We start from the raw sequence: 23,501 nt of genomic DNA on the forward strand, positions 1-23,501 counted from the left end.
GACCGGTCCTCCGGTGTCAGCCCGGTGTCAGGCCCTCTCAGGCCGAGTCCCGGTCGACCCCGGACCGAGTCCCGGTCGATCCCGAACCGATTCCGGGCCGGCCTCAGAAAGAAATGGTCGCCGGATAGTCGCACTGGCACACTGAGGACCCATGTCTGATGGTCTCCCGCCCGACCCCGTGCCCACCGAGGATCTGCGTACGACCGAGGTCGATCTCGGCGGACTGGTGAACGTCCTCGCCACCCACCTCTACTCCACCCCGCTGGTGGCCCTGCGCGAACTCGTCCAGAACGCGCACGACTCGCACACCCGGCGGCTCCTGGAGGACCCGGACGGCGGCCACCGCCCGCTGATCCGGGTACGCGCCGACGCCGTCCGGCGCACCGTCGGCATCGAGGACACCGGCGCGGGCCTCACCGAGCCGGAGATCCACGCCTACCTGGCCACCGTCGGCACCGGCTACACCCGGATGCTGCGCGAACTCACCGGTAACCAGGAGCTCATCGGCGCCTTCGGGCTCGGCTTCCTCTCCGCCTTCTCGGTGGCCGACGAGGTCACCGTCACCACCACCTCGCACCGCGAGCCGCTGCTCGGCCACCGCTACCGCAGCTTCGGCGGCGAGCAGTACAGCGTCGAGCGGGTGCCCGCCCGGCCGGCCCCCGGCACCCTGGTCGAGCTCGCGCTGAAGACCGAGCACGCCCACCTCGCCGACGAGAACGCGCTGCGCGAGGTGCTCGGCCGGTACTGCGTCCTGCTGCCGATCCCGGTCTACGTCGGCGACGACGAACAACCCGTCAACGCCGTCCCGGTGCCCTGGCGCCAGGCGGTCGACGGCGACCCGTACGCGGCCCGGATGCGGTTCGCCGGCGCCTTCGGCCGCCGCTTCGAACCGCTCACCGCCTTCCCCGTGCAGCCCGTCGAAGGCGGCAGCGACGCGGTCGGCCTGCTCTGGGTCCAGGACGGCGGCACCTACGGCAGCAGCGACAACCGCGACCTCGCCGTCTACCTGCGCGGCATGCTGCTCGCCGAGGACGCCCGCGACCTGCTGCCCAGCTGGGCCGGGTTCATCGGCGGTGTGGTCGAGTCCAGCCGGCTCACCCCCACCGCCAGCCGCGAGGACCTCCAGCGCGACGAGCACTACCGGGCGCTCCAGCAGGCCCTCACCGACGCCGTGGTGGAGGGCCTCTACGAGACCGCCCGGCTGCGCCCCGCCGTCTGGCGCCGCATCCTCGCCCGGCACGGCCAGGACCTGCTCGGCGCCGCGCTCTGCGACGACCGGCTCTTCACCCTGCTCGCCGACGACGTCCCGGTGCCCACCTCACAGGGCGACCTGACGGCCGGTGCGCTGCGGGCCGCCGGCGGCGGCGCGGTGCACGTCGCGCTCGGCAGCGGCGGCGGCTTCGAGGAGATGCTGTACCGGGCGATGCAGGTGCCGATCGCGCGCGGCGACCGCTACGCGGTACTGCCCTTCCTGCGCCGCTACGCCGCACTGCGCGACTGCCGGATCGTCGAACTCGGCAGTGAGAACGGGAACCGTGAGCTGTTCCGCGACCCGGAGCGGCCGCTGCCGGCCGAGGAGACCGCCTGGCTGACCGGCGCCCTGGCCGACCCCGGCGAGCAACTCGTCCCGGCCCGGTTCGACCCGCCGGGCCTGCCGCTCGTCCTCGTCCCGGACCGCGAGGCCGAGCTGAAGGCGCGGATCGAGGACGACCAGGCGGACGCCCGGATCCCGTCCGCCGCACTGCGTCTGGCCCGGGCCTTCACCGCGCGGTCCGGCGGCGAGGTGAAGGCCCGGCTCTACCTCAACCTGGCCTGCCCGGCCGTCCAGGACCTGCTCACCGCCTACCGCGGCGGGCACACCGGCAGCGCGACCGCGGCGGGGCTGCTCCGCTCGCTCAAGGTGATCATGGCGGCGGCCTCGGCCGGGTCCGCCGGGTCCGCCGCGTCCGCCGGCTCGGGCTCGGGCGGTGGCGACCTGGGCGGCGCGCTGGCGGGCATCGGGACGGCGGTCTCCGCGCTGACCGCCGCCGTGCCGGCCGGGCTGGGCACGGTGCCGGACAGCCCCGGCGAGCTCGGGGAACCGGGCGGACCCGGTGACCCGGGGGGCCTTCGCGACCGGGGCTGAACGGCGCGGCCCCCGAGGCCCGCCCGGGGGTCATGCCCCGCACCGGCCGTCCAGGGCCCGACCGTCCGGGACCTGCCCGTTCGGGTCCCGGTCGGCCGGAACCTGTTCGGCCGGGACCCGCCCATCCGGGACCCGCCCGTCCGGGACCGTCGGACGGATTGTCAGAGGTGGTCAGCACACTGTCCACCAGCACAGCGCACCACCCGCAGGGGGAGACGCAAGCAGTATGAGCACCGACATCTGGGCCTGGGTGCACGACACCCACCAGCAGCTGGCCGAGGCCGGCCACCGGCGGCTGGCCGACGCCATCTACGAACTCCCCGGCCACGCCAACGAGGGGCGCAACGACCAGCTCGACGCCGTCTACCCGGAGGCGGTCGCCGCCGCCCGGGCGCTCGGCCTGCCCTGGGTCGAGGTCTACCTGCGGCACTGGCGGATGCAGAACCTGCTGAACAAGCGCCACCAGGGCGAGCAGGCGCTGCCCGAGGCGGTCGACCTGCTGGAGTTCGCGCACCGCGAGGAGACGGCGGGCTGCCCGCAGTCCGTCTGCGTGGTGCAGGACTTCGCGATCTGCCACGCCCGGGTCGACGGTCCCGGCTACGTGCCCGAGCGGCTCGCCGTGCTGAGCGAGACGCTGGAGCGGATCGAGCCCGCCCGGGCCTGCTTCGACTGCCTCTCCCGGGAGTACTCGGACGCCCTGGAGGACGACGGTCGGCCGGCCGAGGCGCTCAGTCACCTCGACACCGCCGCCGCCCGGATGCAGTCCGCCGGCCAGCGGCTCTCGCTGCACTTCCACCACTCCCGGGCCGGCACCCTGCACCTGCTCGGCCGGCACGAGGACGTACTGGCCCTGCTCGACACCGCCGAGCAGGCCGAGCGCGGCCGGGGTCGTGAGATCGACGAGAGCGACCGGCGCTGGGGCGCCGTGCTGCGCGCCCGCGCGCTCGCCTCGCTCGGCCGCACCGACGAGGCGCTGGCCCTGCTGCCGAGCCTGGCGGACGCCGAGCGCCACGCCGACATCCGGGCCGCCTGGACGGCGACGGTCGAGCTGCTGGTCGCCGCCGGCGCCCGCGAGAACGACGCCGAGCTCGGCGCCGCGCTGGCCGGCTGGGTCGGGTACCTGGACGGCACCGGTTCGCACCGCCCCTGCGTCGACCTGCTGCTGGCCGCCGGCCGGCTGGCCGTCGCACGCGGCGCCCGGACGATCGCGCTCACCCTGGCGGCCTTCGGCGAACGGAAGCTGACCCGGCTGCGCCGCACCGACGGCGTCGCCGAGCAGGTCGCCCGGCTGCGCGCGGACGCCGAGGCGCTGCCCGTGCCGGAGCTGCCCGTCCCGGCGGCCGAGCTGTCCGCGTACCTCGGGGAGGCGCAGGTGCCCTACGAGGCAGGCGCCGACCTGCTCGCCGCCGCCCTGGACGAGTACCGGGGCGAGCCGGCCGGCGCCACCGGGCTGGCGCTCGACCTGGCCGCGGTGCTGGGCGGCCTCGGCCACTCCCGGGCCGCCGCGGACCTGCTCTGGGACCGGCTGGACGCCGACCCGGCGAGTGAGGGCCTGACCGCGATGCTCGGCAGCGCCCTGATCGACGCCGGGGACGACGAGGGCATCCGTCGGCTCGCCGACCGGATCACCGGGACCAACCCGTCCGGCGGCCACTGGATCCGGGCGCGCTGGGCCGCCGCCGAGAGCCGCTGGGCCGACGTGGTGGAGCAGTGCGAGGCGATCCTGGCCCTGCACCCGGACCGGATCAACACCCGCCGGCTGGCCGCCGCCGCGGCCACCGAGCTGGGCGACCACGCGGCCGCGCAGCGGTACTACCAGGAACTGCTGGAGCACGCGCTGCCCGCCGAGGGCACTCCGGACGAGCAGCGGCACCGCACCGTCCAGGAGCCCGACCTCTGGCACCTGATCACCGCGGCCACCGTCAACCGGGACTGGGCGACGGTCCGCTCGACCGGCGCGCTGATAGGCATGGAGTTCGACGAGGCCGAGGGCCCGGTCGACGAGGAGTGGCACATCGTCACCGTCCGGGCCACCCGGACCAACGGCGCGACCGCGGACCTCCCGGCCGTCCGCACCGGCCCGGCCACCGCCCGCATCCTGCCGGTGCTCGGTGACGACCTCACGCTCAACCACGGCGACGTGGTGGTCTTCGCCCCGGCCCTGCTGGAGGAGCCGCCCGGCGAGGACACCCCGGAGGAGGAGCGGCGCCGCCACCGCCCGGTGTTCGGACTGCTGGCACTGCTCGACCCGGCCGGCTACACCACCTACTGGATCGACGGCGGCTGGCCCGGCGACGAGGCCTGGGCCCGGCTGCGCGAGGAGCTCGGACAGGCCGGGTACGCGGTCTGGGCCTACAGCGGGGAGCAGTACAGCGTCACCGACCCGACCGACGAGGACGAGGTCCTGCCCGGGATCTACGCCGCCGTCGGGGTGCCGCCCACCGAGCGGGCCACCGACGCCGACGCGCTGCTGCGCCGCCTCACCGCGGCCTGGCCGCACCCGCCCGCCTGGCTCGACCTGGCCCGGGCGGCGGGCACGGACACCGCCCGGCACGAGGAGATCATCGAGCGCTACGGGCTGTAGCGGGCCGCTGGTAGCGGGCCCGGGTTTCGACCCCGAGTAGCCGCCCCGAGGAGTGCCCCCGGTGCGGGGCAGGGACTCCCGGATCAAGAGGCTCTTGGCAAATGCTTTACTGTTTCATTGCCAAGACTCGACCTCCAGGAGTGCCTGCCCCGTGACCAGCCTCGCCCTCGGCCCGTCCTGGCTCGATCCGACCACCCTGATCTCCACCTTCGGGCCGCTCGGCATCCTCGCCATCGTCTTCGCCGAGTCCGGTCTGCTGATCGGTTTCTTCCTGCCCGGCGACTCCCTGCTCTTCACCACCGGCCTGCTGATCGCCGACGGCACCTACCTGCACCTGCCGCTCTGGCTGATGTGCCTGCTGATCGTGGCCGCGGCCGTGGCCGGCGACCAGGTCGGCTACCTCTTCGGCCGCAAGGTCGGACCGGGCCTCTTCCGGCGGCCCGACTCCCGGGTCTTCAAGCAGGAGAACGTGGAGAAGGCGGCCGCCTTCTTCGACCGGCACGGCCCCAAGGCGATCGTGCTGGCCCGCTTCGTGCCGATCGTGCGGACCTTCACCCCGATCGTCGCCGGGGTGAGCAGGATGAACTACCGCACGTTCGTCGTCTACAACGTCATCGGCGGTGTGCTCTGGGGTGCCGGCGTCACGGTGCTCGGCTACTTCCTCGGCCAGATCCCCTTCGTCCGGGAGCACATCGAGGCGATCCTGGTCGGCATCGTGCTGGTCTCGGTGGTGCCGGTGGCGGTCGAACTGCTGCGGGCCCGCCGGTCCGGCCGGTCCGTCCCCGCCCGCCACCGCGCCGGGTAGGCACCCGCGCGGGCGGCCGCCCGCCGCGACGTACATGTGCGTCCGGCAGTTCGATCAGGCAAGGTGTAACCCGTGATCGAACGGCGCCGGGCCGACCCGGCGCCATCAGGGGCGGCAAGGAGCGGAAGTGCCTAAGCGGGGCCGACCGGGCGGGGGCAAGCGGGCCAGGGGCGGCAGGGTGGCCCGTCAGGCGCGACAGACACGCCCGGGGCCGGAGCCGCGTCCGCTCCACCCCTCCGAGGCCCCGCCCACCGAGGGCCTGCTCGGCCACCCCGCCCCGACCGTCGAACCCGCCACCGTGATCCCGCTGGTCACGCCGGTCCGGGAGACCAAGGGCCTGCTGAACCCGGAGCCGGCCGCCGAGCCCTCGGAGCCGGAGCGCGCGGAGGCGGAGCTCTTGGAGGCCGAGCTCTTGGAGGCGGAGCCCCAGCCGGGGCCGGTCGGTGCGGCGGGCGCGGTCGTCGCCGAGGGCGTCGTCGCTGGTGCCGCTGGTGCCGCTGGGGCCGCCGGGGGGCTGGACACCGACACCGTGCCCGGCAGCCGTCGGCGCTCGGTCGCCGAGGACACCCTCACTCCCGAGGAGTGGCGGGCCGCCGGCTACACCCCGCCCGACGGCATCGCCATCCCCACCCTGACGGCGGGCGCGCCCGGCGAGGCGCCCTGGCCGGACCGGATGCGCACCCTGCTGCGCACCCCGATGTCCGAGCGCCCGGCCTTCGAGCGGACCCCCCGTGAGCTGCACCCCTCCGCCGGCCGGAGCGTCCCGCGCATCCTCGACCTGACCCTGCGCATCGGCGAACTGCTGCTCGCCAGCGGCGAGGCCGCCGAGGATGTCGAGGCGGCCATGCTCGGCATCGCCCACGCCTACCGGCTGGACCACTGCGAGCCGCAGGTCACCTTCACCCTGATCGGGATCTCGCACCAGCCCTCGCTGGTCGAACCGCCGGTCACCGCGGACCGGGTGGTGCGCCGCCGCACCTCGGACTACACCCGGCTGAACGCGGTGTACGAGCTGGTCGCCGACATCACCGCCGAGACGGTCTCGGTCAACGATGCGTACCGCCGCCTCGCGCTGATCCGCCGCAACCGGCACCCGTACCCGACCTGGCTGCTCGCGCTGAACACCGGACTGCTGGCCGGCGCGGCGACCTTCCTGGTCGGCGGCCGGATCGACGACAAGGCCTGGCTGGTGTTCGCCAGCGCGTTCATCGCGGCCGTCCTCGGCGACCGGCTGGCCTCACTGATCGCCCGGCGCGGGCTGCCGGAGTTCTACCAGTTCGTGCTGGCAGCGATGCCGGCCGCGGCCTCCGGCATCATCCTCTCGTTCAATACCTTGGGCCTGCGCGGTTCGGTGGTGATCACCGGTGGGCTGTTCGCCCTGCTGCCCGGCCGCGCCCTGGTGGCCGCCGTCCAGGACGGCCTGACCGGTTTCTACATCACCGCCGCCGCCCGGCTGCTCGAAGTCATCTACCTGGTGTCGGGCATCGTCATCGGCGTGATGCTGATCCTCTACCTGGGGGTCGGCTTCGACCCCCAGCTCAAACCGGACGAGAGCCTGGCCGGGGCGAACTACCCACCGGTCCAGATGGTCGCCGCCCTGGTGCTCACGCTGGCCTTCGCGATGCTGCTGCAGACCGACCGCCGCTCGCTCGCGCTGGTCACCCTGAACAGCGGCATCGGTTGGGCCAGCTACGGCGTACTGGTCTACAACGCCGGGGTCTCCCCGATCGCCGCCACCGGAGTGGCGGCGGGCCTGGTCGGCCTCTTCGGCCAGCTGATGGCCCGATACCGCAACGGCTCGGCGCTGCCCTACGTGACCGCCGCGATCGGCCCGCTGATGCCCGGTTCGGCGCTCTACCTCGGGATGCTCTCGTTCACCCAGGGGCACGCCAGCGCCGGTCTGGTGCAGATCACCCGGGCCGCCGCGATCGCCCTGGCGCTGGCGATCGGGGTGAACCTCGGGGGTGAGATCGCCCGGCTCTTCATGAAGCTCCCGGCCGGCGCCGAGCGGCCGGAACCGTACCTCGCCGCCCCCCGCCGGGCGGCCAAGCGCACCCGCGGCTTCTGACCGCCCGCACCGACGCGCACCCCGGCCTCCGGGCCCCGGCCCCCGGCGCCGCGTCGGTGCGGGTGGTGGGCTCGTTGGGCCGGTGTTGGCCCCCGGGTCATGTCGTGGCAGGACGTACGCAGGACCAGGAACGAAGGTAAGACGCATGACCACACTGCTGGACGGCTACCGCGAGCACATCGTCGCCGCGCACAAGCAACCGCTGTTCCTGCTGTTGGTCGGATTCATCACCTCCTTCGTTCTGATCCGGTTCAGCGTCCGGATGATCCGGGCCAAGGTCCGCTGGTGGCCCGGCAATGTGACCCCCGGCGGCCTGCACATCCACCACATGGTCTTCGGTCTCGGCTTCCTGCTGACCGGCGGCATCGGGGTGTTCGCGACCTACGGCGGCCACCCGTGGATCGATGTCTTCGGACTGCTCTTCGGCATCGGCTGCGGCCTGGTGCTGGACGAGTTCGCGCTGATCCTGCACCTGGACGACGTGTACTGGAGCGAGCAGGGCCGCAAGTCGGTGGACGCGGTGATCTTCGGCATCCTCTGCACCTCACTGCTGCTCGTCGGGTACGTGCCGCTCGGCGTGGTACCCAGTCAGGAGACCAGGTGGGGGCTGGTCACGGTGATCTCGGTGAACGCCCTGGTCTCGGTCATCACCCTGCTCAAGGGCAAGATGTGGACCGGACTGCTCGGCATCCTGGTGCCCGGCCTGTCCTGGATCGGTGCCATCCGGCTGGCCCGCCCGAGCAGCCCGTGGGCGCGCTGGCGCTACGCGACCCGTCCGCGGCGCCGGGCCCGCGCGCTCCGGCGTGAGCGACGACTGCACCGGCGTGCGGACATCGCCCGTACCTGGCTTTTCGACCTGATCGCGGGCGCCCCCGACAAGGTGCCGGCCGGCCACCCCGCCGCTCACCGGGTCGCCGAGCGGATGGCCGCCCGGGCCTCCGCCCACCTGGACGCGCACGCCGCCCGCGCGCTGGCCCGGCGTTCCGCCCGGCTGGCCGATCGCCGCTCGGCGGCGACGCCGGGGCCGGGGGGCAGGCAGCGCCCCGGCCCCGGCGGGCCCGCTCCCATCGGGCCCGAGCCCGGCCCCCGGCCGCTCGCGCAGCAACGCCGCCGCACCGTCCGGGCAGGCCGTAACCGCACCTACGCGGTACGTCCGACCGGTCTGGAGCCCCGGCCCGACCGGCACCCCCGACTGAGGCCGCACACCCCTCGGATTCATCGGTAGTTCGTATACCATGAGCCCCTGGCTGATGGTGATTCCCGGTCAGATCATCTGATGGGTCACCCGGCCGGCGGTGCGGGCTTGGGGCGTGAAGGCCGTCCGGCTTGAGAATATGGCGATGAGTGACCGACTTGTCACGTGATGGGATACTTCGCCAGATTCGCTGGGTGGTCGGGGTGACCAGGTCCGCCTGGGGCTCTCCGAAGGCCCACGTCCGACACCTGAGAAGGGATGTCCCGTGGTGCGCAGGCTCCTGCCGACCCTCCTGTTGTCCCTCACCGCTCTGCTCGGGCTGCTTCCCGCCGCTGCGGCAGTCCCGGCGGACGCGCTCGATGACGCGGCGTCCGGGGCCGCAGCCGGTTCCGGTTCCGGTTCCGGTTCCAGTTCCGGGGCCGGTTCCGAGTCCGGTTCTGCAACGGGGGCGCCGGCCGACGGGGCCTACCCCTCCGCCGAGGAGGTCGACCGCTCCCGGGTCGAGGCCGACCGCCGGGCCGCCTCGGTCTCCACCATCGAAGCCGGGCTCACCGCGGCGACCGCCGAACTGGACCGGGCCGCCCGCACCGCCGAGCAGGCTGTCGAGGCCTACAACGGCGCGCAGGTCGCACTCGCCCGCGCTCGCACCGAGGAGTCCGCCGCCGCCGGACGGGCCGCCACCGCCCAGGCGGCGCGGACCGAGGCCGCCGAGGACGCCGCCCGGCTCGCCGCCGAAACGTACCGTCAAGGCACCAGCGCCGAGCTCTCCGCCGTCAACGCCCTCATCGGCGCCCATGGGCCGCGCGAGGCCGGCGACCAGGCGGCGGTGGTCGGCGTCGCCAGCGACCGCACCCGGCAGATCCTGGACGCGGCCACCTCCACGGCAGCCACCGCGGCCCGCGCCTCGGCCGCCGCCCGCGCCGCCGCCGAGGCCGCCGAGAAGGCCGCCGCCGAGGTCGGTGCGGCGCGGGGCCGGGCCGAGGCGCGGCTGGCCGCGCAGCAGGCGCAGGTCACGGCGGTCGGGCTGCGCCGCGAACAACTGCTCGCCGATCTCGCCGCCGCCCGCCACACCACCGTCGAACTGGAGCGGCAGCGGCGCGAGGCGCTGGAGGCGATCGCCGCCCGTGAGGCCGAGGCCGCGGCCCGGGCGGCCGCCGAGAAGGCCGCTGCCGAGAAGGCGGCGGCTGAACAGGCGGCAGCGGAGAAGGCCGCGGCGGAGAAGACGGCAGCCGAGGCGGCGGGCACCGCGATGGCGCCGGCTCCGAGCTCGCCTCCGGCTGCCCGCCCGTGGTCGGCCGAGGGCGCGGCCGCCGCCGTCGCCTTCGCCCGTTCCAAGATCGGCCTCCCCTACGTCTGGGGCGGCGAGGGCCCCGGCGGCTACGACTGCTCGGGGCTGACCATGATGGCCTGGCGCCAGGGCGGCAAGCAGCTCAACCACTTCGCCGCCGACCAGTACGCGCAGAGCACCCCGATCGGCTACCGCCAGCTCCGCCCCGGCGACCTGGTCTTCTGGACCGACACCGGCCGAGCCGCCGACATCCACCACGTCGGCCTCTACATCGGCGACGACCAGATGATCGAGGCCCCCCGCCAGGGCATGCCCGTCAAACAGGCCAGCCTCTGGATCATGGGCACCCCGGACTTCTACGCCCGCCCGTAGCGGATACGGCCCCGGGGAGAGGGGCCACTTCATTTCGCGTGGCACTGGTCACCCTCCGGTCAGCTGGTGGTGGACGCATTCCGTGTACTGCCGGAAGCTGTCGGGCTGATAGCACTCCTGGGTGTTGTCGGCGTACCAGACAAAGAAGACGGCCATCAGGGCGGACAGCACGATCGCGACGCACGACGCCACCACACCGGTGATGGCGCCGGCCCGGCCGACTCCGGTGCGCTTGGCCGTCCTCAGCGCGAGGACGCCCAGGACCAGGCCGATGACGCCGAGCGGGCCGCCGATGAGGATGATCGAGGTGACCAGGGCGGTGATGCCCACCACCCAGGCGGCCACCGCGGCGCCGTTGCTCGCCGTCGGAGGCTGCGGGCCCTGACGGGAGGTCGGGCCGTGGAGGCCCGCCCCGGTGCGGGGCGGTGCCGGCCGGCTCGGTACTTCCGGCGCCGTCGTCCGTCCTTGAGCATTCATCAGCCGTACTCCCGTCCCGTCGATTGGTCAGGGCATGATTGTGAGTTCCGGGGGGCGGGGTGCACATCGCTGAAAGGCGGGATATATCGATCCCCCGATCGGGGGAGGTCGACGGCGGACGTTCCGGCAATACTGGCTCGATCATGGTTAAGGGACTCCCGCCGCTGTTGCGCGGCTTCACATTCTCGGGCGCGCTGTTCGCGTTCGGCGGCGCGCTGGCAAGCCTTCCGCTGGTTCCTCTCGCGATGCTGCCGGCGGCAGCCTGGCGGACCGCTCCCTACGGGGCACAGGTCGCCATGACGCTGTCGGCCTGGGCGGCGATGATCGCCGCGGTCGGGCTCGCGCGCCCCACGCGGCAGGTGCTGATCTCGTGCGCCCGCCGTCTGCTGCGGGTACCGCTGCCGGATCTCGTGGCCGCCCGCCGCCCCGTCCCCTCCCTTTCGCACGACACTCTTCCCGGAGCGCCGTCCGTCAGCGTGCAGGCCGTGACCGGGCCTGCCGTCAGCGCGCAGTCCGTCACTGGCCGGTCCGGGGCCGACCGTTGGCGGACCCCGGCCTGGCTGCTCCTGCACGCGGCACTGGGGTGGACGGGAGTGCTGGTGAGCGGCGCCCTGTTCATCGCCGGCCTCACCCTGCCAGGGGGCTGGACCGGGGCCGAGGCGGGGCTGAGCCTCTTCGGCCGTTCGATGCGGCCGGGGACGGGCTGGGCGAGCTGGGGGGTGGCGCTGGTCTGCCTGCTGCTGGCAGCGGCCGGCTGCATCGTCGTGACGGGCGCCCTGCGGTGGCTCGCACCAAGGCTGTTGGGCCCGTCGGCGGCGGAGCGCCTCGCGCTGGCGGCCGAGCGTGAGCTGCGGCTGGCCGAACGCAACCGGTTGGCACACGAGTTGCACGACTCGATCGGTCACACGCTGACGTCCGCCACGATCCAGGCGGCGGTGGCGGGCGAGGTGCTCGCCGCCGATCCGGTGGCCGCGCGGGCCGCCCTGCGCAGCATCGAGGAGTCGACCCGGGCCGCGTTGGAGGACTTGGACTACGTGCTGGGCGTGCTGCGCGAGGAGAAGGCGGGAACGGCCCCGACCAGGACCTTGGCCGACCTGCCGGAGCTGCTGGACCGCTTGCGGCATGCGGGCGCGGTGGTGGTGTCGGAGCTGTCGGGCGAGCCGGCGCAGGTGCAGGGGACGCTCTCCCGGGCGGCGTACCGGATCCTCCAGGAGGGCCTGACGAACGCGTTGCGCCACGGGGCGGGCGGTCCGATCGAGGTCCGGGTGGCGGCCGCGCCGGACGGACTGTCGCTCAGCGTGGTCAACCCGGTCAGGTCGGCGGCAGCCGGCAAGGGCCCGGGCGCCTTCCCCACGTCCGGCCACGGCCTGCCCGGGCTGGCCGAGCGCGTGCGGTTGCTGCACGGTGAGATCGAGGCCGGCCCACACGGGCCGCAGCACTGGCGGTTGGACGTCCGGCTGCCGGTACGGTTGTCCGCATGATCGGCACGACCGGCTCCGGGCCGGCTGAGGCCGCCGCGACCGGCCCGGACGCGAGCCCGGCGGGCGCGACCGGTGACGACACCGGCGCCGCCACCACGAGCCGGGCCACCGCCGGCCCCACCGGCAACCCCGTCACCCTGCTGATCGCGGACGACGACGAGGTGACGCGCAGCGGTCTGCGCATGTTGCTCGCGGTGCAGCCGGGCATCGTCGTGGTCGGGGAGGCCGCCGACGGGGTCGAGGCGGTCGAGCAGGCGCGGCTGCTGCGGCCGGACGTGGTCCTGATGGACGTGCGGATGCCGCGTCGCAACGGAATCGAGGCGACCAGGCAGCTGCTGGCCGAACCGGCCGATGCGCCGAAGGTCGTGGTCATCACCACCTTCGAGAACGACGGCTACGTCACCGCCGCGCTCAGCGCGGGGGCCAGCGGGTTCGTGCTCAAGCGGCTCCCGGTCCGGCAGATCGCCGAGGCGGTGAGGGTGGTGGCGGCGGGAGAGGCGATCCTCTTCCCGGCGGCCCTGCGCCGGATGGTCGCCGCCCGGCCGCTGGGTTCGGCCGAGGCGTTGCCGAGGGCGGCGCTGACCGGGCGGGAGGAGGAGGTGCTGCGGTTGATGGCCACCGGTCTGTCCAACCCGGAGATCGCGGACTCGCTCACGGTGAGCCAGGAGACGGTCAAGACGCACGTCGGAAACGTGCTGACCAAGCTCGGCGCACAGAACCGGACCCATGCGGTGGTGATCGCGTACGAGTCCGGCCTGGTGGTGCCGGGGTGCGCCGCCTGACGCCACCGGCGCGGAAGGGTGGGCCGACAGCGCGGGGCCCGGCCGTGCACCGGCCCGCGCGGCCGATTTCGGGGCGGCCGAAAATGAGGTGCCGTCGCCGGAGGGCGGTCGTACCGTGACGTCATGGGCAACGATGTGGACGGCGGTACCCGCGATCCGGGCAGCGCCCAGCAGACAGAAGGCATCGGCGGAGTCGAGATCCGTGCGATCGCCAAGGACGAGATCGAGGGCTGGGACCGGGCGCTCGCTCTCGGATTCCTCCGTTCACACGTGGACAGCGCCGCGGACTTCCGTCGCCAGCAGTGGGCGCCCGGCCGGGTGCTCGGCGCCCTGGACGCCGGCCGCTACGTCGCCACCTTCCGCAGCTTCGACGTCGAGCTGACCGTCCCCGGCGGAGCGGTCGTCGAGGCGGACGCCATCACCTCCGTCACCGTGACCGCCACCCACCGCCGGCGCGGCCTGCTCCGCCGGATGATGACGGAGGATCTGGCGGCCGCCCGGGAACGCGGTTCGGCCGTCGCCATCCTGGTCGCCGCCGAGTACAACATCTACGGGCGCTACGGCTTCGGCCCGGCCACCCGCGGCCACGGCTGGAACATCGACCTGCTGCGGGCCCGGGGTCTGCGCGAGGGCCTGCCGACCGTGCCCGGTGGGCGGATCGATCTCGTCCGCATGGAGGAGCTGCGCAAGGTCGGCTCCGAGCTGCACGACCGCTGGCGGCGCACCCAGCCCGGTGCGATCGCCCGCAACGAGCTCTGGTGGAGGCGCCAGACCGGGGACGTCCAGGTACCGGGCTTCGAATGGAAGGAGCCCTTCGCCGCCGTCCACCGCGACGCCGAGGGCACCGCCACCGGCCTGGTCGTCTACCGGGTCGACGACACCTGGGACGGCAGCTACCCGAACTGCACCCTCACCGTCGTCGACTTCCTCGCACTGGACCGGGGCACCGCCGCCGAGCTGTGGCGGTTCGTCCTCTCCGTCGACTGGGTGCGCAAGGTCGTGGTGGAGAACATCGGACCGGACGACCCGCTGCCGCTGCTGCTGGCCGACCCGCGCGCCGCCACGCCCTACGCGGAGAACGCCGACTTCATGTGGCTCCGGGTGCTCGACGTCGAGGCGGCCTTCAACGCCCGGACGTACGGCGCGCCCGGCCGGGCCGTCCTGGAGGTCGAGGACCGGGACGGCTACGCGGCCGGCCGGTGGGCCGTCGAGGTCGCCGCCGACGGCAGCGGCCGCTGCACCCGCACCGACGACGAGGCCGACCTCGCGCTGGGCGTCTCCGCGCTCGGCTCGCTCTACCTGGGTGGCGAGACCGCCCCCCGACTGGCCGCGGCGGGCCTGGTCACCGAACTGCGCCCGGGCGCGGCCGCCGCCGCCGACCTGCTGCTGCGCACGCCCCTGCTCGCCTGGAACCCGGACAACTTCTGAGTCGCGTGGGTGAGCCCACGCACCCGGGTGTTCACGGCCGCGTGTTCACGGCCGGGCGTTCCCGATATCGGGAGCGCCCGGCCGTCGCATGTGTTCCAGGGGGAGGTGGGCCCTATTTGACGGCGTTCTTTCCGATGGTGGGCAGGATGAAGTCCTGAATGAGGCCCTTGGCGTCGCGGACGATCGGCCGGAACACCCGATAGCGCGAGAGGTTGATCACCCGGGCCGCCATGGGGGTCGAGCGCCGGACGAACTCCCGGGTCCGCTCGGTGTCCTCGGTCCGGTCGAAGACCCAGTAGAGGACCACGACCATGAGGTGCAGCCAGAGCACGTCGGGCAGCAGCTCGACCAGCTCGGCGTCCAGCTTCGGCGCCAGGTCGGAGCCCTGCAGCACATCGCGGAACAGCTCCACAGCCGTGGCCCGGGCCGGGTGCGATTCGTTGGAGAACGGGCTCAGCGCGCTGTTCGGGTCCGCCGCCGTCCGGAAGAACTGCGCCGCGAACTCGTGGTACGGCGCGGCCGTGTCGAGCCAGGAGGTCAGCGCGATCTCCAGTCGCTCGGAGAAATCCCGCGTCTTGGCCATGCGATTCCTGGCGTCCGCCGCATGGTCGTACGTCATCCGGTCGTAGAACCCCTGGATCAGGAATTCCTTCGCCGAGAAGTAGTAATACGCGTTGCCGACCGAGACACCGGCCTCGGAGGCGATGGCGCGCATGGTGGTCTTCTCGTAGCCCCGTTCCTGGAAGAGCCGCATCGCGGTCTCCAGGATCAGGGCCCTGGTCGCCTCGCTCTTGTCGGTCTTCGGCTGCGCGCGACTGCCGTGCACCTCGGCGGGTGGTGCCGCCGGGGTCGACGGCGTGCCGGGCGCGACCTCGGGGCCGTCCGTGCCGTTCGTGCCGCTCTTCTTGTTCGTACCGTTCGTCGCTGCCAGGTCGTCCACGGCCCCGAGCCTAGCCGGACCGCCCCTTGACGGCCGGTGTCGGTGCGTGCGGTACCGGATGCCCCCTCCACATCCGGTACCGACGCCCCGCCCCATGCATTTCGAACGCGTTCAAAAGCATGGGGAGACTGTAGGCGCAAAGTCCGATCATGATCAAGTCCGGCCGTGTGGGACGCTCGTCCCATGGACATCACCATCCGCCGCGGCACCACGGACGACAGCGGGGCCGTCGCCGAGCTGCACGCCCTCAGCTGGCGGACCACCTACACCGGCATCGTCCCGGCGCGGGCGCTGGGCGACGGGCTGACCGCCGAGCGGCACGAGGTGTGGGCCCTGCGGCTGGCCGTCGACTACGGCGAACCGGCCAACACCCCGGAGCTGCTGATCGCCGAGCAGGCCGGGAGCGCCGTCGGGTTCGCCTACGCGGTGCCGCAGCCCGACGGCCGGGTGCTGATCGACAACCTGCACGTCCGGCCCGGCCGCACCGGTGGCGGCATCGGCCGCGCGCTGCTCGACGCCGTGCGCCTGCACGTCGCCGAGCGCCACCCCGGAGCCGACCTCTACCTGGAGGTGCTGCGCGACAACACCCGGGCGGTCGCCTTCTACGAGCGCGAGGGCGGTCACCGGACGGCGGAGCAGGAGGGCGTCTTCCCGGGCGGATACGTGCTGCCCGAGTACGAGTACACCTGGCCCGCCGCCACACTGACGGTCGGATCGCGGAGGTAGCGAACCGGTGGCGGTCGGCTAGTCATGGTCGTAGACCGTCACCGGCACCCCCTGATCCACCAGGCGGGCCGTCACCAGCGGCTCGACCAGCTCCCAGCGCCCGCCCGCCAGGCCGCAGCCGATCCGGGGCATGTGGACGGAGGCGCCGAGCGCGAGTGCGTGTCCGGCCAGTGCCGCCAGCGCGGAGTCGATCGCCCCGTACCGCACCGGTGGGCCCGTCGACCGGCCCGTCCGCATGCCGCGCTGGCCGACCATGTTGGCCACCCGGATGTACGGCTCGACCTGGACCATCTGCACCGCGCCCAGGCCGAAGTCGTTCTTCGCGCGCTCCCGGTGCCAGCGGCGGAACGCCGCCTCCGGCTCCGGCCAGCGCCGTGAGAGCGCCAGGACGAAGCCCTTCCCCCAGCCGCCGAGGTCGTTGCAGACATGGGCGATCACCTTCACGCCCTTGCCCTGGGGCGCGGTGGCATCGCCACGGACGTATCGGATGGTCGCCGGTTCCATGTCGAGCACGCTAGTGCGCGGCACTGACAATCCGTCCGGAACCCCGGGGCGCCGGGGGAGCGGCCGGCGTCCGCAGGTGGCGGCGGCCGGCCAGGGCGATCAGCAGGGCGAGCGAGGCGGCGCCGGCCGGCAGCCAGTAGCCGGTGCCGGGGGCGGTGTGCTCGGCGACCGCGCCGGCGAGCGCCGCCCCGGCCGAGATGCCGACCACGATGCCGGACACCGCCACCGCCATGCCCTCGTTCAACTGCCGCTCCGGCAGGAGCTCCTGGACGAGCGTCATACCGGTGACCATGGTCGGGGCGGTGCCCGTCCCGGCCACGAACAGCGCCGCGCCGAGCAGGACGAGCCCGGCCCCGCCGAGCCCGGCGGCCAGCGGCAGGAGCAGCAGCACGGCCATCGCCGTGACGCCGAACAGGAAGCGGACGCCCGCCGCCCGGCGGGGCCGGAGCAGGCCGAAGACCAGTCCGGCCGCACAGGAACCGCCCGCCACCAGCGCCAACAGCCCGCCCGCCAGCGGCTTGTGGCCGAGCGCGTCGGCGTACGCCACGGTGGTGAGCTCCATCGAACCGAAGACCACGCCGGTGGCGAGGAAGGTCAGCAGCAGCACCCGCAGCCCGGGGGTCCGGAGCGGAGAGCCGTGCCGGTGCGCGCGATCGGCGGGGTCCGAGCACTCGGGGCGGGGTCCGGACCGGTCGGGCGTCGAGCCGGGGCGCCGGTCCGCGAGCGGGGGTTCGGTCCGGCGCTGGGCGGCGAACAGCAGGGCGCCGGCGCTGCCGAAGACCCCGGCGGCGAGCAGACCGGCCTCCGGTGCGACGGTGGTGCAGAGCACCATCGCGAGCACCGGACCGGCCATGAAGCAGAGCTCGTCCAACGACTGCTCGAAGGAGTTGGCCAGGTGCCGGGCCGCCGCGTCGTCCCGGTACAGGTGTGCCCAGCGGGCCCGCGCCATGCCGCCCAGGTTCGGTGCCGCCGCGCAGGCCGCCCAGCAGGCGTACAGCGTCCAGTCCGGTGCGTCGAACCGGACGCAGAGCAGCAGGCCGACGAGCGGGACGGCGTTGTACAGGGTGGCCGGGACGGTGACGCGGGCCTGCCCGTACCGGTCGACCAGCCGGCCGAGCAGCGGCATGCCGATCGCCCCGGTGGCCAGGCCGACCGCCGCGACGGTGCCCGCCAGCGCGTACGAGCCGCGCCGCTCCGAGAGCAGCACCACCAGGGCGACGCCGGTCATCGACATCGTGAGCCGGCCGAGCAGCCCGGCCAGGGTGAAGGCGGCGGTACCGGGCAGTGCGAACAGCCGGCGGTAGGAGGCGGGCATGGAACTCCTCGTGGAGGGGTGGGGGAGGGCTCCAGCCTCGAACAGCCGCCCGCTTCCGGTCCAACACCTGTTTCGCCGTACTCACATCAGGCTGTTGTTAATCTGCCGCCATGCCCCATGACCTGCACCCCCGGCTGCTCCGCGGCTTCGTCGCCACGGCCGAGACGCTGCACTTCGGCCGGGCCGCCCAGCGGCTGCACGTCGCCCAACAGGCGCTCAGCCGCGACGTCCGCACGCTGGAGAAGCTGCTCGGCGACGCGCTCTTCACCCGTACCACCCGCAGCGTCGACCTCACCCCGGCCGGGCGACGGTTGCTGCCGCAGGCCCGCCGGCTGCTGGCCCTGCACGACGAGATCGTCAACGGTGCCGAGCGGCGCCCACTGCTGCTCGACCTCAACAGCGACGTCTCCGGGCCGGACCTGACCACCGAGCGGGTGCTCGAACGGGCCCGGGCCGCCTGGCCGGAGGGCGAGATCCTGGCCCGCTTCCTCGGCGGACTCGCCGCGGCCGCCGAGGAGTTGGCGGCGCACCGGCTGGATGCGGCGTTCGGGCGCTTCGCCGGTCTGCCGGCCGGCCTGCGTGCTCAACTGGCCCAGACGCCGGTCCGGCTGGAGCGGGTCTCGGTGATGATGGCGGTCGGCCACCCGCTCGCCGACCGGCCCGCGCTGCGGCTCGCGGACCTGGCCGGGCACCCGGTGGACGTCTGCGCGGGCAATCCGGCCACCACCGAGTGGGCCGACCTGGGGACCTGCCTGCTGCGCGACTACGGCCTCACGCCCGCCGCGCCGTACGCGCCGCCGGTCGGGGTGGACGAGACCGCCCGCTACCTCACCCGGCACGGCGACCCGATGCTGACCACCGTCGGGGGCCCGCTGATCCCCGGTGTGGTGAACGTGCCACTGGTCGATCCGGTGCCGTTGACACTGGTGAGCCTGGTGCGCCGGTCGGACCTGCGGCACCCGGGCCTGTCCGCGCTGGAGGCGGCGGCCGCCGAACTCGGGGCGCGCGAGGGCTGGCTGAGCCGCCCGGCCGGCAGCTGGCTGGCGGAGGCGGACGCCGCGCTGCTCGCGGCGTAGGCGTCCGTAGCCGTGGGGCGGGGAGGCTCGGGGCGCGGCCCGGGCGGGCGCGGTTCGCGGCATGAACCCGCCCCTGCCGTTCGGGGGTCGGCAGGGGCGGGTCGAACGCGGGGCCGTGACAGCGGTCGGCCGGGTCAGGCCGCCTTGACGGCGGAGATGTCGAAGCTGAGCTTGACCTTCTCGCCGATCAGCACGCCGCCGGTCTCCAGGGCGGCGTTGTAGCTGAGGCCCCAGTCGGTGCGGTCCAGCACGGCCGTCCCCTCGAAGCCGACCCGCTCGGCGCCGTAGGCGTCGGTGGCGCTGCCCGTGTAGTCGAGGTCCAGGACGATCGACCGGGTGGTGCCCTTGATGGTGAGGTCGCCCGTCATCCGGTACGAGTCGCCGCGCAGGCGCTCGGCGGAGGTGCTGCGGAAGCGGATCTCCGGGTGGGCCTCGGCCGCGAAGAAGTCGCCGGTGCGCAGGTGCTCGTCGCGCTGGGCCTGGTTGGTGTCGATGCTCGCCACCTTGATCACCAGCTCGGCGGTGGAGTTGTGCGGGAGGGCGCCGTCCAGGTGCAGCTTGCCGTCGTACTCGGTGAAGCGGCCCTTGACGTTGGTGACCATGGCGTGGCGCACCGAGAAGCCGACCTCGCTGTGGGTGGTGTCGATCGCCCAGTCACCGGTGAGGTGGGCGAGGTCCGGTCCGGCCGGGGTCTCGACGACGGCGGTGGCGGTGGCGGCGGTCTTGGTGCGGTTGAAAAGGCCCATGGCTCCTCCTCGGGTCCGAAGCCATTTGTTTAGGCTTCAACTTGTTGGCTCCACCCTAGGACGGTTTCGTTCAAAGTTCAACCATGAGGTCCGCGCGGCTCGCGGAATCACCCGGACGACGGAGCGGCGAGGGGGTGGCGGGCGCCTGCCGCCCCGGGGGTGGCCGGCGGGCGGCGATCGGTATCGTCACGTCCGGTCCGGCCGTGCGGCTTGACCCTCGACCTGGTCGAGGCCGGAGAGTCCCGGGCATGGAGAGCGACCTGCGCAGCATCGGTGAACTGGCCCGCGACAGCGGCCTCGGCGTCAGCGCGCTGCGCTTCTACGACGGCGCCGACGTGCTCACCCCCGCCTGGGTCGACCCGCAGACCGGCTACCGCTGGTACGCGCCCGCCCAGCTCGCCGACGCCCGGCTGCTCTGCCGCCTCCGCCGGGTTGGCCTGCCGCTGGCCGACATCCGGGCCGTGCTCGGTGCGGAAGCCGGTTCCGGCGCGGCCCACCGGGTGGTCGACGCCCACCTGCGCCGGCTGGAGGCCGGTCTCGCGGACGCGCGCCGGGAGCTCTCCCTGATCCGCACGTTGATCGACCAGAGGGAGAACCCCATGACCGCCACGCCCGCCGCCCGTACCTTCACCGTCCCCGCGCGCGAACTGGCCGAGGCCCTCGGTGCGGTCCGCTTCGCGGTCGGCGCGGACCCCGAACTCCCGGTGCTGTCCGGGGTGTTGTTCGACCTGGAGGGTGGACTGCTGAGGCTGGTCGCCACCGACCGGTACCGGATGGCGCTCGCCGAGGTGCGGCTGCCGGACGCGCCCGACCTGCCGGACGCACCTGGCGAGGGCTGGGCCCCGGTCGCCGCGATCGCTCCGACCGCCCTGGTCGACGGTATCCGCGCGCTGCTGGGCTCCGGGGCCGAGGAGGCCGAACTGACCCTCGGCGCGGGCCTGGTCCGGGCCGAGACCGGCGGCCACCGGATCGAGGGCGCCGCCCTCGACCACGACTTCCCCGACTACCGTTCGCTGACCCGGCTGGACCCGGTCCACCGGATCGACCTGGCCGCCGCCGAGCTGCGCGACGCCGTCGAGTCCGGTGCCACCCGCAGCCTGCCCTCGGGCCCGAACGGCGGAGTCTGCGAGGTCACCGTGCTGACCGTCGGCCGGGACGGGCGGCTCACCGTCGCCGCCGACGGCGACCCGGCCCCCGGGGACCTCCGGGTGGCCGTCAACCGCGACTTCCTCCTCGACGCCCTGCCGGCCGCCGGCCCCGAGCAGCTCGTCCTCGAACTCGCCGGTCCCATCGCCCCCCTGGCCATCCGCACGGCCGGCCGCGACGGCACCTTCTCCATCCTGATGCCGGTCCGGGTGGCGGACGGCGTCTGATCCGCCGAGGTTGGTCGGGGCGGCGCTGGTCGCGGGCCTCGACCACCACGGGGGAGCGCCGGCGGTATCGGCGAATCCTGGACGGCGCGCGCCCCTGCCACGCGGTCCGGAGCCGGCCCCCGCCCCCGGCTCGACGGGCACCGGTCGGCCTGACTTCCGGCCGCCGGCCCGAAGGGCCCGCTGCCGTCGCTCTGGCCGGTCGGGCCCGTCGGCCGGCGCGGAACTTCGAGGAAGCCGGGCCGTCGGCCAGGTGCCGCCGAACGGCAACCCGGTCGGCGGCACCGATCCGGTCGAACACCTCAGCTGCCCGGCAATCCCGTCGTGCCACGCGTAGAACGTCGCCACTCCGGAAGACTCCATGTCGTGGATGGACGAACGACCGCAGGGGTGGGCTCATGATCGTTCTGTTGCTCGGGATCCTGGTGCTCGCCATCGGCGGGTGCGTCTGTGTCGTGTGGGCCGATCGGGGTGGGCCCCGATGGGTCCGCGCGGTGGCGGCGGTGACCCTGGCCGCGGGCGAGCTGCTGCGCATCGCTCGGCGGAACCGCCGCCGGAGCATCAAGCGGTCCAGCGGCGGCGACGAGTAGGCGGCCCGCCGGCCTGAGCGGGCCGGACGTGCCCACAGGCGCGCGGGCGGCAGCACCCGGCGCCGACGCGTTTGCTGTTGCTAGCACCGTGCTTGCATTTGCAAGCACGGTGGGGCAGGCTGGGCCCATGGCCTCACTGAACGTCGGCTCGCTGGGCGAGTACATCCGCGAGCAGCGGCGGAACGCGCAGTACTCGCTGAGGCAACTCGCCGAGGCCGCCGGCGTGTCCAACCCCTACCTCAGCCAGATCGAGCGAGGGTTGCGCAAGCCGAGTGCGGAGATCCTGCAGCAGATCGCCAAGGCGCTGCGGATCTCGGCGGAGACGCTGTACGTCCAGGCCGGGATCCTGGAGGAGCGGCGGGGTGAGGGCCTGGAGCTGAGGGCCTCGATCCTGGCCGATCCACTGATCAACGAGCAGCAGAAGCAGGCGCTGCTCGCGGTCTACGACGCCTTCCTCAAGGAGAACGCCGCCCGCAAGGAAACGGACGCGGCGCCGCACGACCCCGAGGCCGACGGTCCGACCGCCGTCGGCTCGGCAACCTAGACCACGGGAGGACCGGCATGCCGATCACGGACGAGATCAAGAAGACTCTGAGCGACCCGACCCCGCTCTACGCACTCGCCGGCGCGGGCGACCTTGCCTACGAGAAGCTGCGCGAGGTGCCCGGCAAGGTCGAGGCCCTGGCCGCGGACCGCAAGGGCACGCAGGACAAGGCCGCCGCCAGGCTCCAGGACGCGCAGGCCAGGCTGGTCGAGGCGCAGGCGAAGGTCGCGGGCACCGTGACCACCCTGCCCGCCGACCTCAAGGTGCTCCAGGAGAAGGCGCAGAGCTTCGCCCTCCAGCAGGTTGGCCGCGCGGTCGAGCTGGCGGTGAAGGCCAAGGAGGCCTACGACGAGCTGGCCGAGCGCGGCAAGGGCGTCGTCGAGCGGGGCGGCCCGGCCGACGCGGTCGAGCCGGTCGGGGCGGCGCAGTCCGCCGAGGGCCCCGAGCTCGAGGCCGAGCTGGTCGAGGACGACGAGCCGGCCGTCGCCCCCGCCGAGGAGCCCGCCCCGAAGAAGGCCCGGGCCAAGAAGGCCGCCGAGTAGCACCGGCACCGCCGCACTCCGGTGGGACCGGGCTGCCCGCAGGGCACATCCGGTGACCTCGGGACGTTGACACCGTGGCGAGCGGTCCGTCGTGCCAGGATGGACGACGGTCGACACGCCGGAGCCGAGACGCAGAGGAGACCTCGATGGGCGGAGTGGCTCAGATCCTGGGCTTGGACTACCTGAACCCGTTCTGGTGGCTGGCCGTCGCCATCCTGGGCTTCAAGTTGTTCGCACTGATCGACGCGGCCACCCGCCCGGAGGACGCCTATCGGGCGACGGACAAGAAGACCAAGGGGTTCTGGCTGGCCGTCCTGGGCATCGCGTTCGGGCTGGACCTGCTGTTCGGGGCGAACTTCCTGACCAGCTTCCTGACCCTGGCGGGTCTCGTCGCCGCGATCGTCTACATGGTCGACGTGCGGCCGGCGATCCGGGAGCTGACCAACCGGGGCGGTGGCCGGGGCGACCAGCGCAACATGGGCCCGTACGGCCCCTGGTAGGACGCCGGGCACTTCAGCGACGAGCCCCGGTGCTCGCGGGACC

At 73.8% G+C, this 23,501-nt stretch carries 21 protein-coding genes; 16 read left to right on the plus strand and 5 right to left on the minus strand.

Features of this window, described 5'->3' with window-relative positions; all coding sequences use genetic code 11:
* Positions 1-151 precede the first annotated feature (151 nt).
* From ABZ495_RS02715 to ABZ495_RS02740, 6 genes are all read left to right on the plus strand, one after another.
* On the plus strand, positions 152-2,125 hold the full coding sequence (locus ABZ495_RS02715) for an ATP-binding protein (RefSeq protein ID WP_359805254.1): 1,974 nt from the start codon (positions 152-154) through the stop codon (positions 2,123-2,125).
* A gap of 226 nt (positions 2,126-2,351) precedes the next feature.
* Positions 2,352-4,709 carry a hypothetical protein gene (locus ABZ495_RS02720; RefSeq protein WP_359805252.1) on the plus strand — a complete coding sequence of 786 codons (2,358 nt, stop codon included), beginning with the start codon at positions 2,352-2,354 and terminating at the stop codon, positions 4,707-4,709.
* Between the two features lie 151 nt (positions 4,710-4,860).
* On the plus strand, positions 4,861-5,514 hold the full coding sequence (locus ABZ495_RS02725) for a VTT domain-containing protein (RefSeq protein ID WP_359805250.1): 654 nt from the start codon (positions 4,861-4,863) through the stop codon (positions 5,512-5,514).
* Between the two features lie 127 nt (positions 5,515-5,641).
* Positions 5,642-7,582 (plus strand): threonine/serine exporter family protein, encoded by a 1,941-nt coding sequence (locus ABZ495_RS02730; RefSeq protein ID WP_359834099.1) that lies wholly within the window; start codon positions 5,642-5,644, stop codon positions 7,580-7,582.
* 145 nt (positions 7,583-7,727) lie between these two features.
* Positions 7,728-8,807 carry a hypothetical protein gene (locus ABZ495_RS02735; protein ID WP_352286061.1) on the plus strand — a complete coding sequence of 360 codons (1,080 nt, stop codon included), beginning with the start codon at positions 7,728-7,730 and terminating at the stop codon, positions 8,805-8,807.
* A 235-nt stretch (positions 8,808-9,042) separates the two neighbouring features.
* Positions 9,043-10,437 carry a C40 family peptidase gene (locus tag ABZ495_RS02740; RefSeq protein ID WP_359834101.1) on the plus strand — a complete coding sequence of 465 codons (1,395 nt, stop codon included), beginning with the start codon at positions 9,043-9,045 and terminating at the stop codon, positions 10,435-10,437.
* Positions 10,438-10,485: 48 nt separating this feature from the next.
* On the opposite strand, the gene ABZ495_RS02745 is transcribed toward ABZ495_RS02740, so the two are convergent.
* A complete protein-coding gene (locus ABZ495_RS02745) occupies positions 10,486-10,914 on the minus strand; it encodes a DUF4190 domain-containing protein (protein WP_359805242.1) in 429 nt (142 codons plus the stop codon).
* A gap of 143 nt (positions 10,915-11,057) precedes the next feature.
* Here ABZ495_RS02745 and ABZ495_RS02750 point away from each other — a divergent pair, with 143 nt between their 5' ends.
* From ABZ495_RS02750 to ABZ495_RS02760, 3 genes are all read left to right on the plus strand, one after another.
* On the plus strand, positions 11,058-12,395 hold the full coding sequence (locus ABZ495_RS02750) for a histidine kinase (RefSeq protein WP_359805241.1): 1,338 nt from the start codon (positions 11,058-11,060) through the stop codon (positions 12,393-12,395).
* Entirely contained in the window at positions 12,392-13,177 is a 786-nt protein-coding gene (locus ABZ495_RS02755) for a response regulator transcription factor (RefSeq protein ID WP_359834103.1), read from the plus strand. The genes ABZ495_RS02750 and ABZ495_RS02755 overlap by 4 nt, the downstream gene beginning before the upstream one ends.
* Before the next feature lie 123 nt (positions 13,178-13,300).
* Positions 13,301-14,605, plus strand: a complete 1,305-nt coding sequence (locus ABZ495_RS02760; protein WP_359834105.1) for a GNAT family N-acetyltransferase — start codon at positions 13,301-13,303, stop codon at positions 14,603-14,605.
* Between the two features lie 112 nt (positions 14,606-14,717).
* Here the strand turns inward: ABZ495_RS02760 and ABZ495_RS02765 are convergent, their stop codons facing one another.
* Complete coding sequence (locus ABZ495_RS02765; RefSeq protein WP_359805235.1) at positions 14,718-15,545, minus strand: TetR family transcriptional regulator; 828 nt, start codon at positions 15,543-15,545, stop codon at positions 14,718-14,720.
* A gap of 183 nt (positions 15,546-15,728) precedes the next feature.
* Here ABZ495_RS02765 and ABZ495_RS02770 point away from each other — a divergent pair, with 183 nt between their 5' ends.
* A complete protein-coding gene (locus tag ABZ495_RS02770) occupies positions 15,729-16,271 on the plus strand; it encodes an N-acetyltransferase (RefSeq protein ID WP_359834107.1) in 543 nt (180 codons plus the stop codon).
* Between the two features lie 18 nt (positions 16,272-16,289).
* Here the strand turns inward: ABZ495_RS02770 and ABZ495_RS02775 are convergent, their stop codons facing one another.
* Positions 16,290-16,775 carry an Appr-1-p processing protein gene (locus ABZ495_RS02775; protein WP_359834109.1) on the minus strand — a complete coding sequence of 162 codons (486 nt, stop codon included), beginning with the start codon at positions 16,773-16,775 and terminating at the stop codon, positions 16,290-16,292.
* A gap of 10 nt (positions 16,776-16,785) precedes the next feature.
* Complete coding sequence (locus ABZ495_RS02780; RefSeq protein WP_359834111.1) at positions 16,786-18,090, minus strand: MFS transporter; 1,305 nt, start codon at positions 18,088-18,090, stop codon at positions 16,786-16,788.
* 110 nt (positions 18,091-18,200) lie between these two features.
* Between ABZ495_RS02780 and ABZ495_RS02785 the strand changes: the two genes are divergently transcribed.
* Positions 18,201-19,166, plus strand: a complete 966-nt coding sequence (locus tag ABZ495_RS02785; protein WP_359805227.1) for a LysR family transcriptional regulator — start codon at positions 18,201-18,203, stop codon at positions 19,164-19,166.
* A gap of 134 nt (positions 19,167-19,300) precedes the next feature.
* Here the strand turns inward: ABZ495_RS02785 and ABZ495_RS02790 are convergent, their stop codons facing one another.
* Positions 19,301-19,912: a YceI family protein gene (locus tag ABZ495_RS02790; RefSeq protein ID WP_329488406.1), complete on the minus strand. Its 612-nt coding sequence runs from the start codon at positions 19,910-19,912 to the stop codon at positions 19,301-19,303.
* A gap of 248 nt (positions 19,913-20,160) precedes the next feature.
* Between ABZ495_RS02790 and ABZ495_RS02795 the strand changes: the two genes are divergently transcribed.
* From ABZ495_RS02795 to ABZ495_RS02815, 5 genes are all read left to right on the plus strand, one after another.
* Complete coding sequence (locus ABZ495_RS02795; RefSeq protein WP_359834112.1) at positions 20,161-21,285, plus strand: MerR family transcriptional regulator; 1,125 nt, start codon at positions 20,161-20,163, stop codon at positions 21,283-21,285.
* 395 nt (positions 21,286-21,680) lie between these two features.
* Positions 21,681-21,872 carry a hypothetical protein gene (locus tag ABZ495_RS02800; protein ID WP_359834114.1) on the plus strand — a complete coding sequence of 64 codons (192 nt, stop codon included), beginning with the start codon at positions 21,681-21,683 and terminating at the stop codon, positions 21,870-21,872.
* Positions 21,873-21,999: 127 nt separating this feature from the next.
* A complete protein-coding gene (locus ABZ495_RS02805) occupies positions 22,000-22,416 on the plus strand; it encodes a helix-turn-helix transcriptional regulator (RefSeq protein ID WP_359805218.1) in 417 nt (138 codons plus the stop codon).
* Positions 22,417-22,433: 17 nt separating this feature from the next.
* On the plus strand, positions 22,434-22,958 hold the full coding sequence (locus ABZ495_RS02810; protein WP_359834116.1) for a hypothetical protein: 525 nt from the start codon (positions 22,434-22,436) through the stop codon (positions 22,956-22,958).
* A 146-nt stretch (positions 22,959-23,104) separates the two neighbouring features.
* Positions 23,105-23,458 (plus strand): DUF2516 family protein, encoded by a 354-nt coding sequence (locus tag ABZ495_RS02815; RefSeq protein ID WP_359805215.1) that lies wholly within the window; start codon positions 23,105-23,107, stop codon positions 23,456-23,458.
* Positions 23,459-23,501: the final 43 nt, after the last annotated feature.

This window comes from Kitasatospora sp. NPDC005748 (assembly GCF_040630735.1).
Taxonomy (GTDB): Bacteria; Actinomycetota; Actinomycetes; order Streptomycetales; family Streptomycetaceae; genus Kitasatospora.

Coding starts and splice junctions, on each gene's coding strand:
- ABZ495_RS02715 (WP_359805254.1), top strand. CDS start 152: ATGTCTGATGGTCTCCCGCCCGACCCCGTGCCCACCGAGGATCTGCGT.
- ABZ495_RS02720 (WP_359805252.1), top strand. CDS start 2,352: ATGAGCACCGACATCTGGGCCTGGGTGCACGACACCCACCAGCAGCTG.
- ABZ495_RS02735 (WP_352286061.1), top strand. CDS start 7,728: ATGACCACACTGCTGGACGGCTACCGCGAGCACATCGTCGCCGCGCAC.
- ABZ495_RS02745 (WP_359805242.1), bottom strand. CDS start 10,914: ATGAATGCTCAAGGACGGACGACGGCGCCGGAAGTACCGAGCCGGCCG.
- ABZ495_RS02750 (WP_359805241.1), top strand. CDS start 11,058: ATGGTTAAGGGACTCCCGCCGCTGTTGCGCGGCTTCACATTCTCGGGC.
- ABZ495_RS02755 (WP_359834103.1), top strand. CDS start 12,392: ATGATCGGCACGACCGGCTCCGGGCCGGCTGAGGCCGCCGCGACCGGC.
- ABZ495_RS02760 (WP_359834105.1), top strand. CDS start 13,301: ATGGGCAACGATGTGGACGGCGGTACCCGCGATCCGGGCAGCGCCCAG.
- ABZ495_RS02770 (WP_359834107.1), top strand. CDS start 15,729: ATGGACATCACCATCCGCCGCGGCACCACGGACGACAGCGGGGCCGTC.
- ABZ495_RS02775 (WP_359834109.1), bottom strand. CDS start 16,775: ATGGAACCGGCGACCATCCGATACGTCCGTGGCGATGCCACCGCGCCC.
- ABZ495_RS02780 (WP_359834111.1), bottom strand. CDS start 18,090: ATGCCCGCCTCCTACCGCCGGCTGTTCGCACTGCCCGGTACCGCCGCC.
- ABZ495_RS02785 (WP_359805227.1), top strand. CDS start 18,201: ATGCCCCATGACCTGCACCCCCGGCTGCTCCGCGGCTTCGTCGCCACG.
- ABZ495_RS02790 (WP_329488406.1), bottom strand. CDS start 19,912: ATGGGCCTTTTCAACCGCACCAAGACCGCCGCCACCGCCACCGCCGTC.
- ABZ495_RS02795 (WP_359834112.1), top strand. CDS start 20,161: ATGGAGAGCGACCTGCGCAGCATCGGTGAACTGGCCCGCGACAGCGGC.
- ABZ495_RS02800 (WP_359834114.1), top strand. CDS start 21,681: ATGATCGTTCTGTTGCTCGGGATCCTGGTGCTCGCCATCGGCGGGTGC.
- ABZ495_RS02805 (WP_359805218.1), top strand. CDS start 22,000: ATGGCCTCACTGAACGTCGGCTCGCTGGGCGAGTACATCCGCGAGCAG.
- ABZ495_RS02810 (WP_359834116.1), top strand. CDS start 22,434: ATGCCGATCACGGACGAGATCAAGAAGACTCTGAGCGACCCGACCCCG.
- ABZ495_RS02815 (WP_359805215.1), top strand. CDS start 23,105: ATGGGCGGAGTGGCTCAGATCCTGGGCTTGGACTACCTGAACCCGTTC.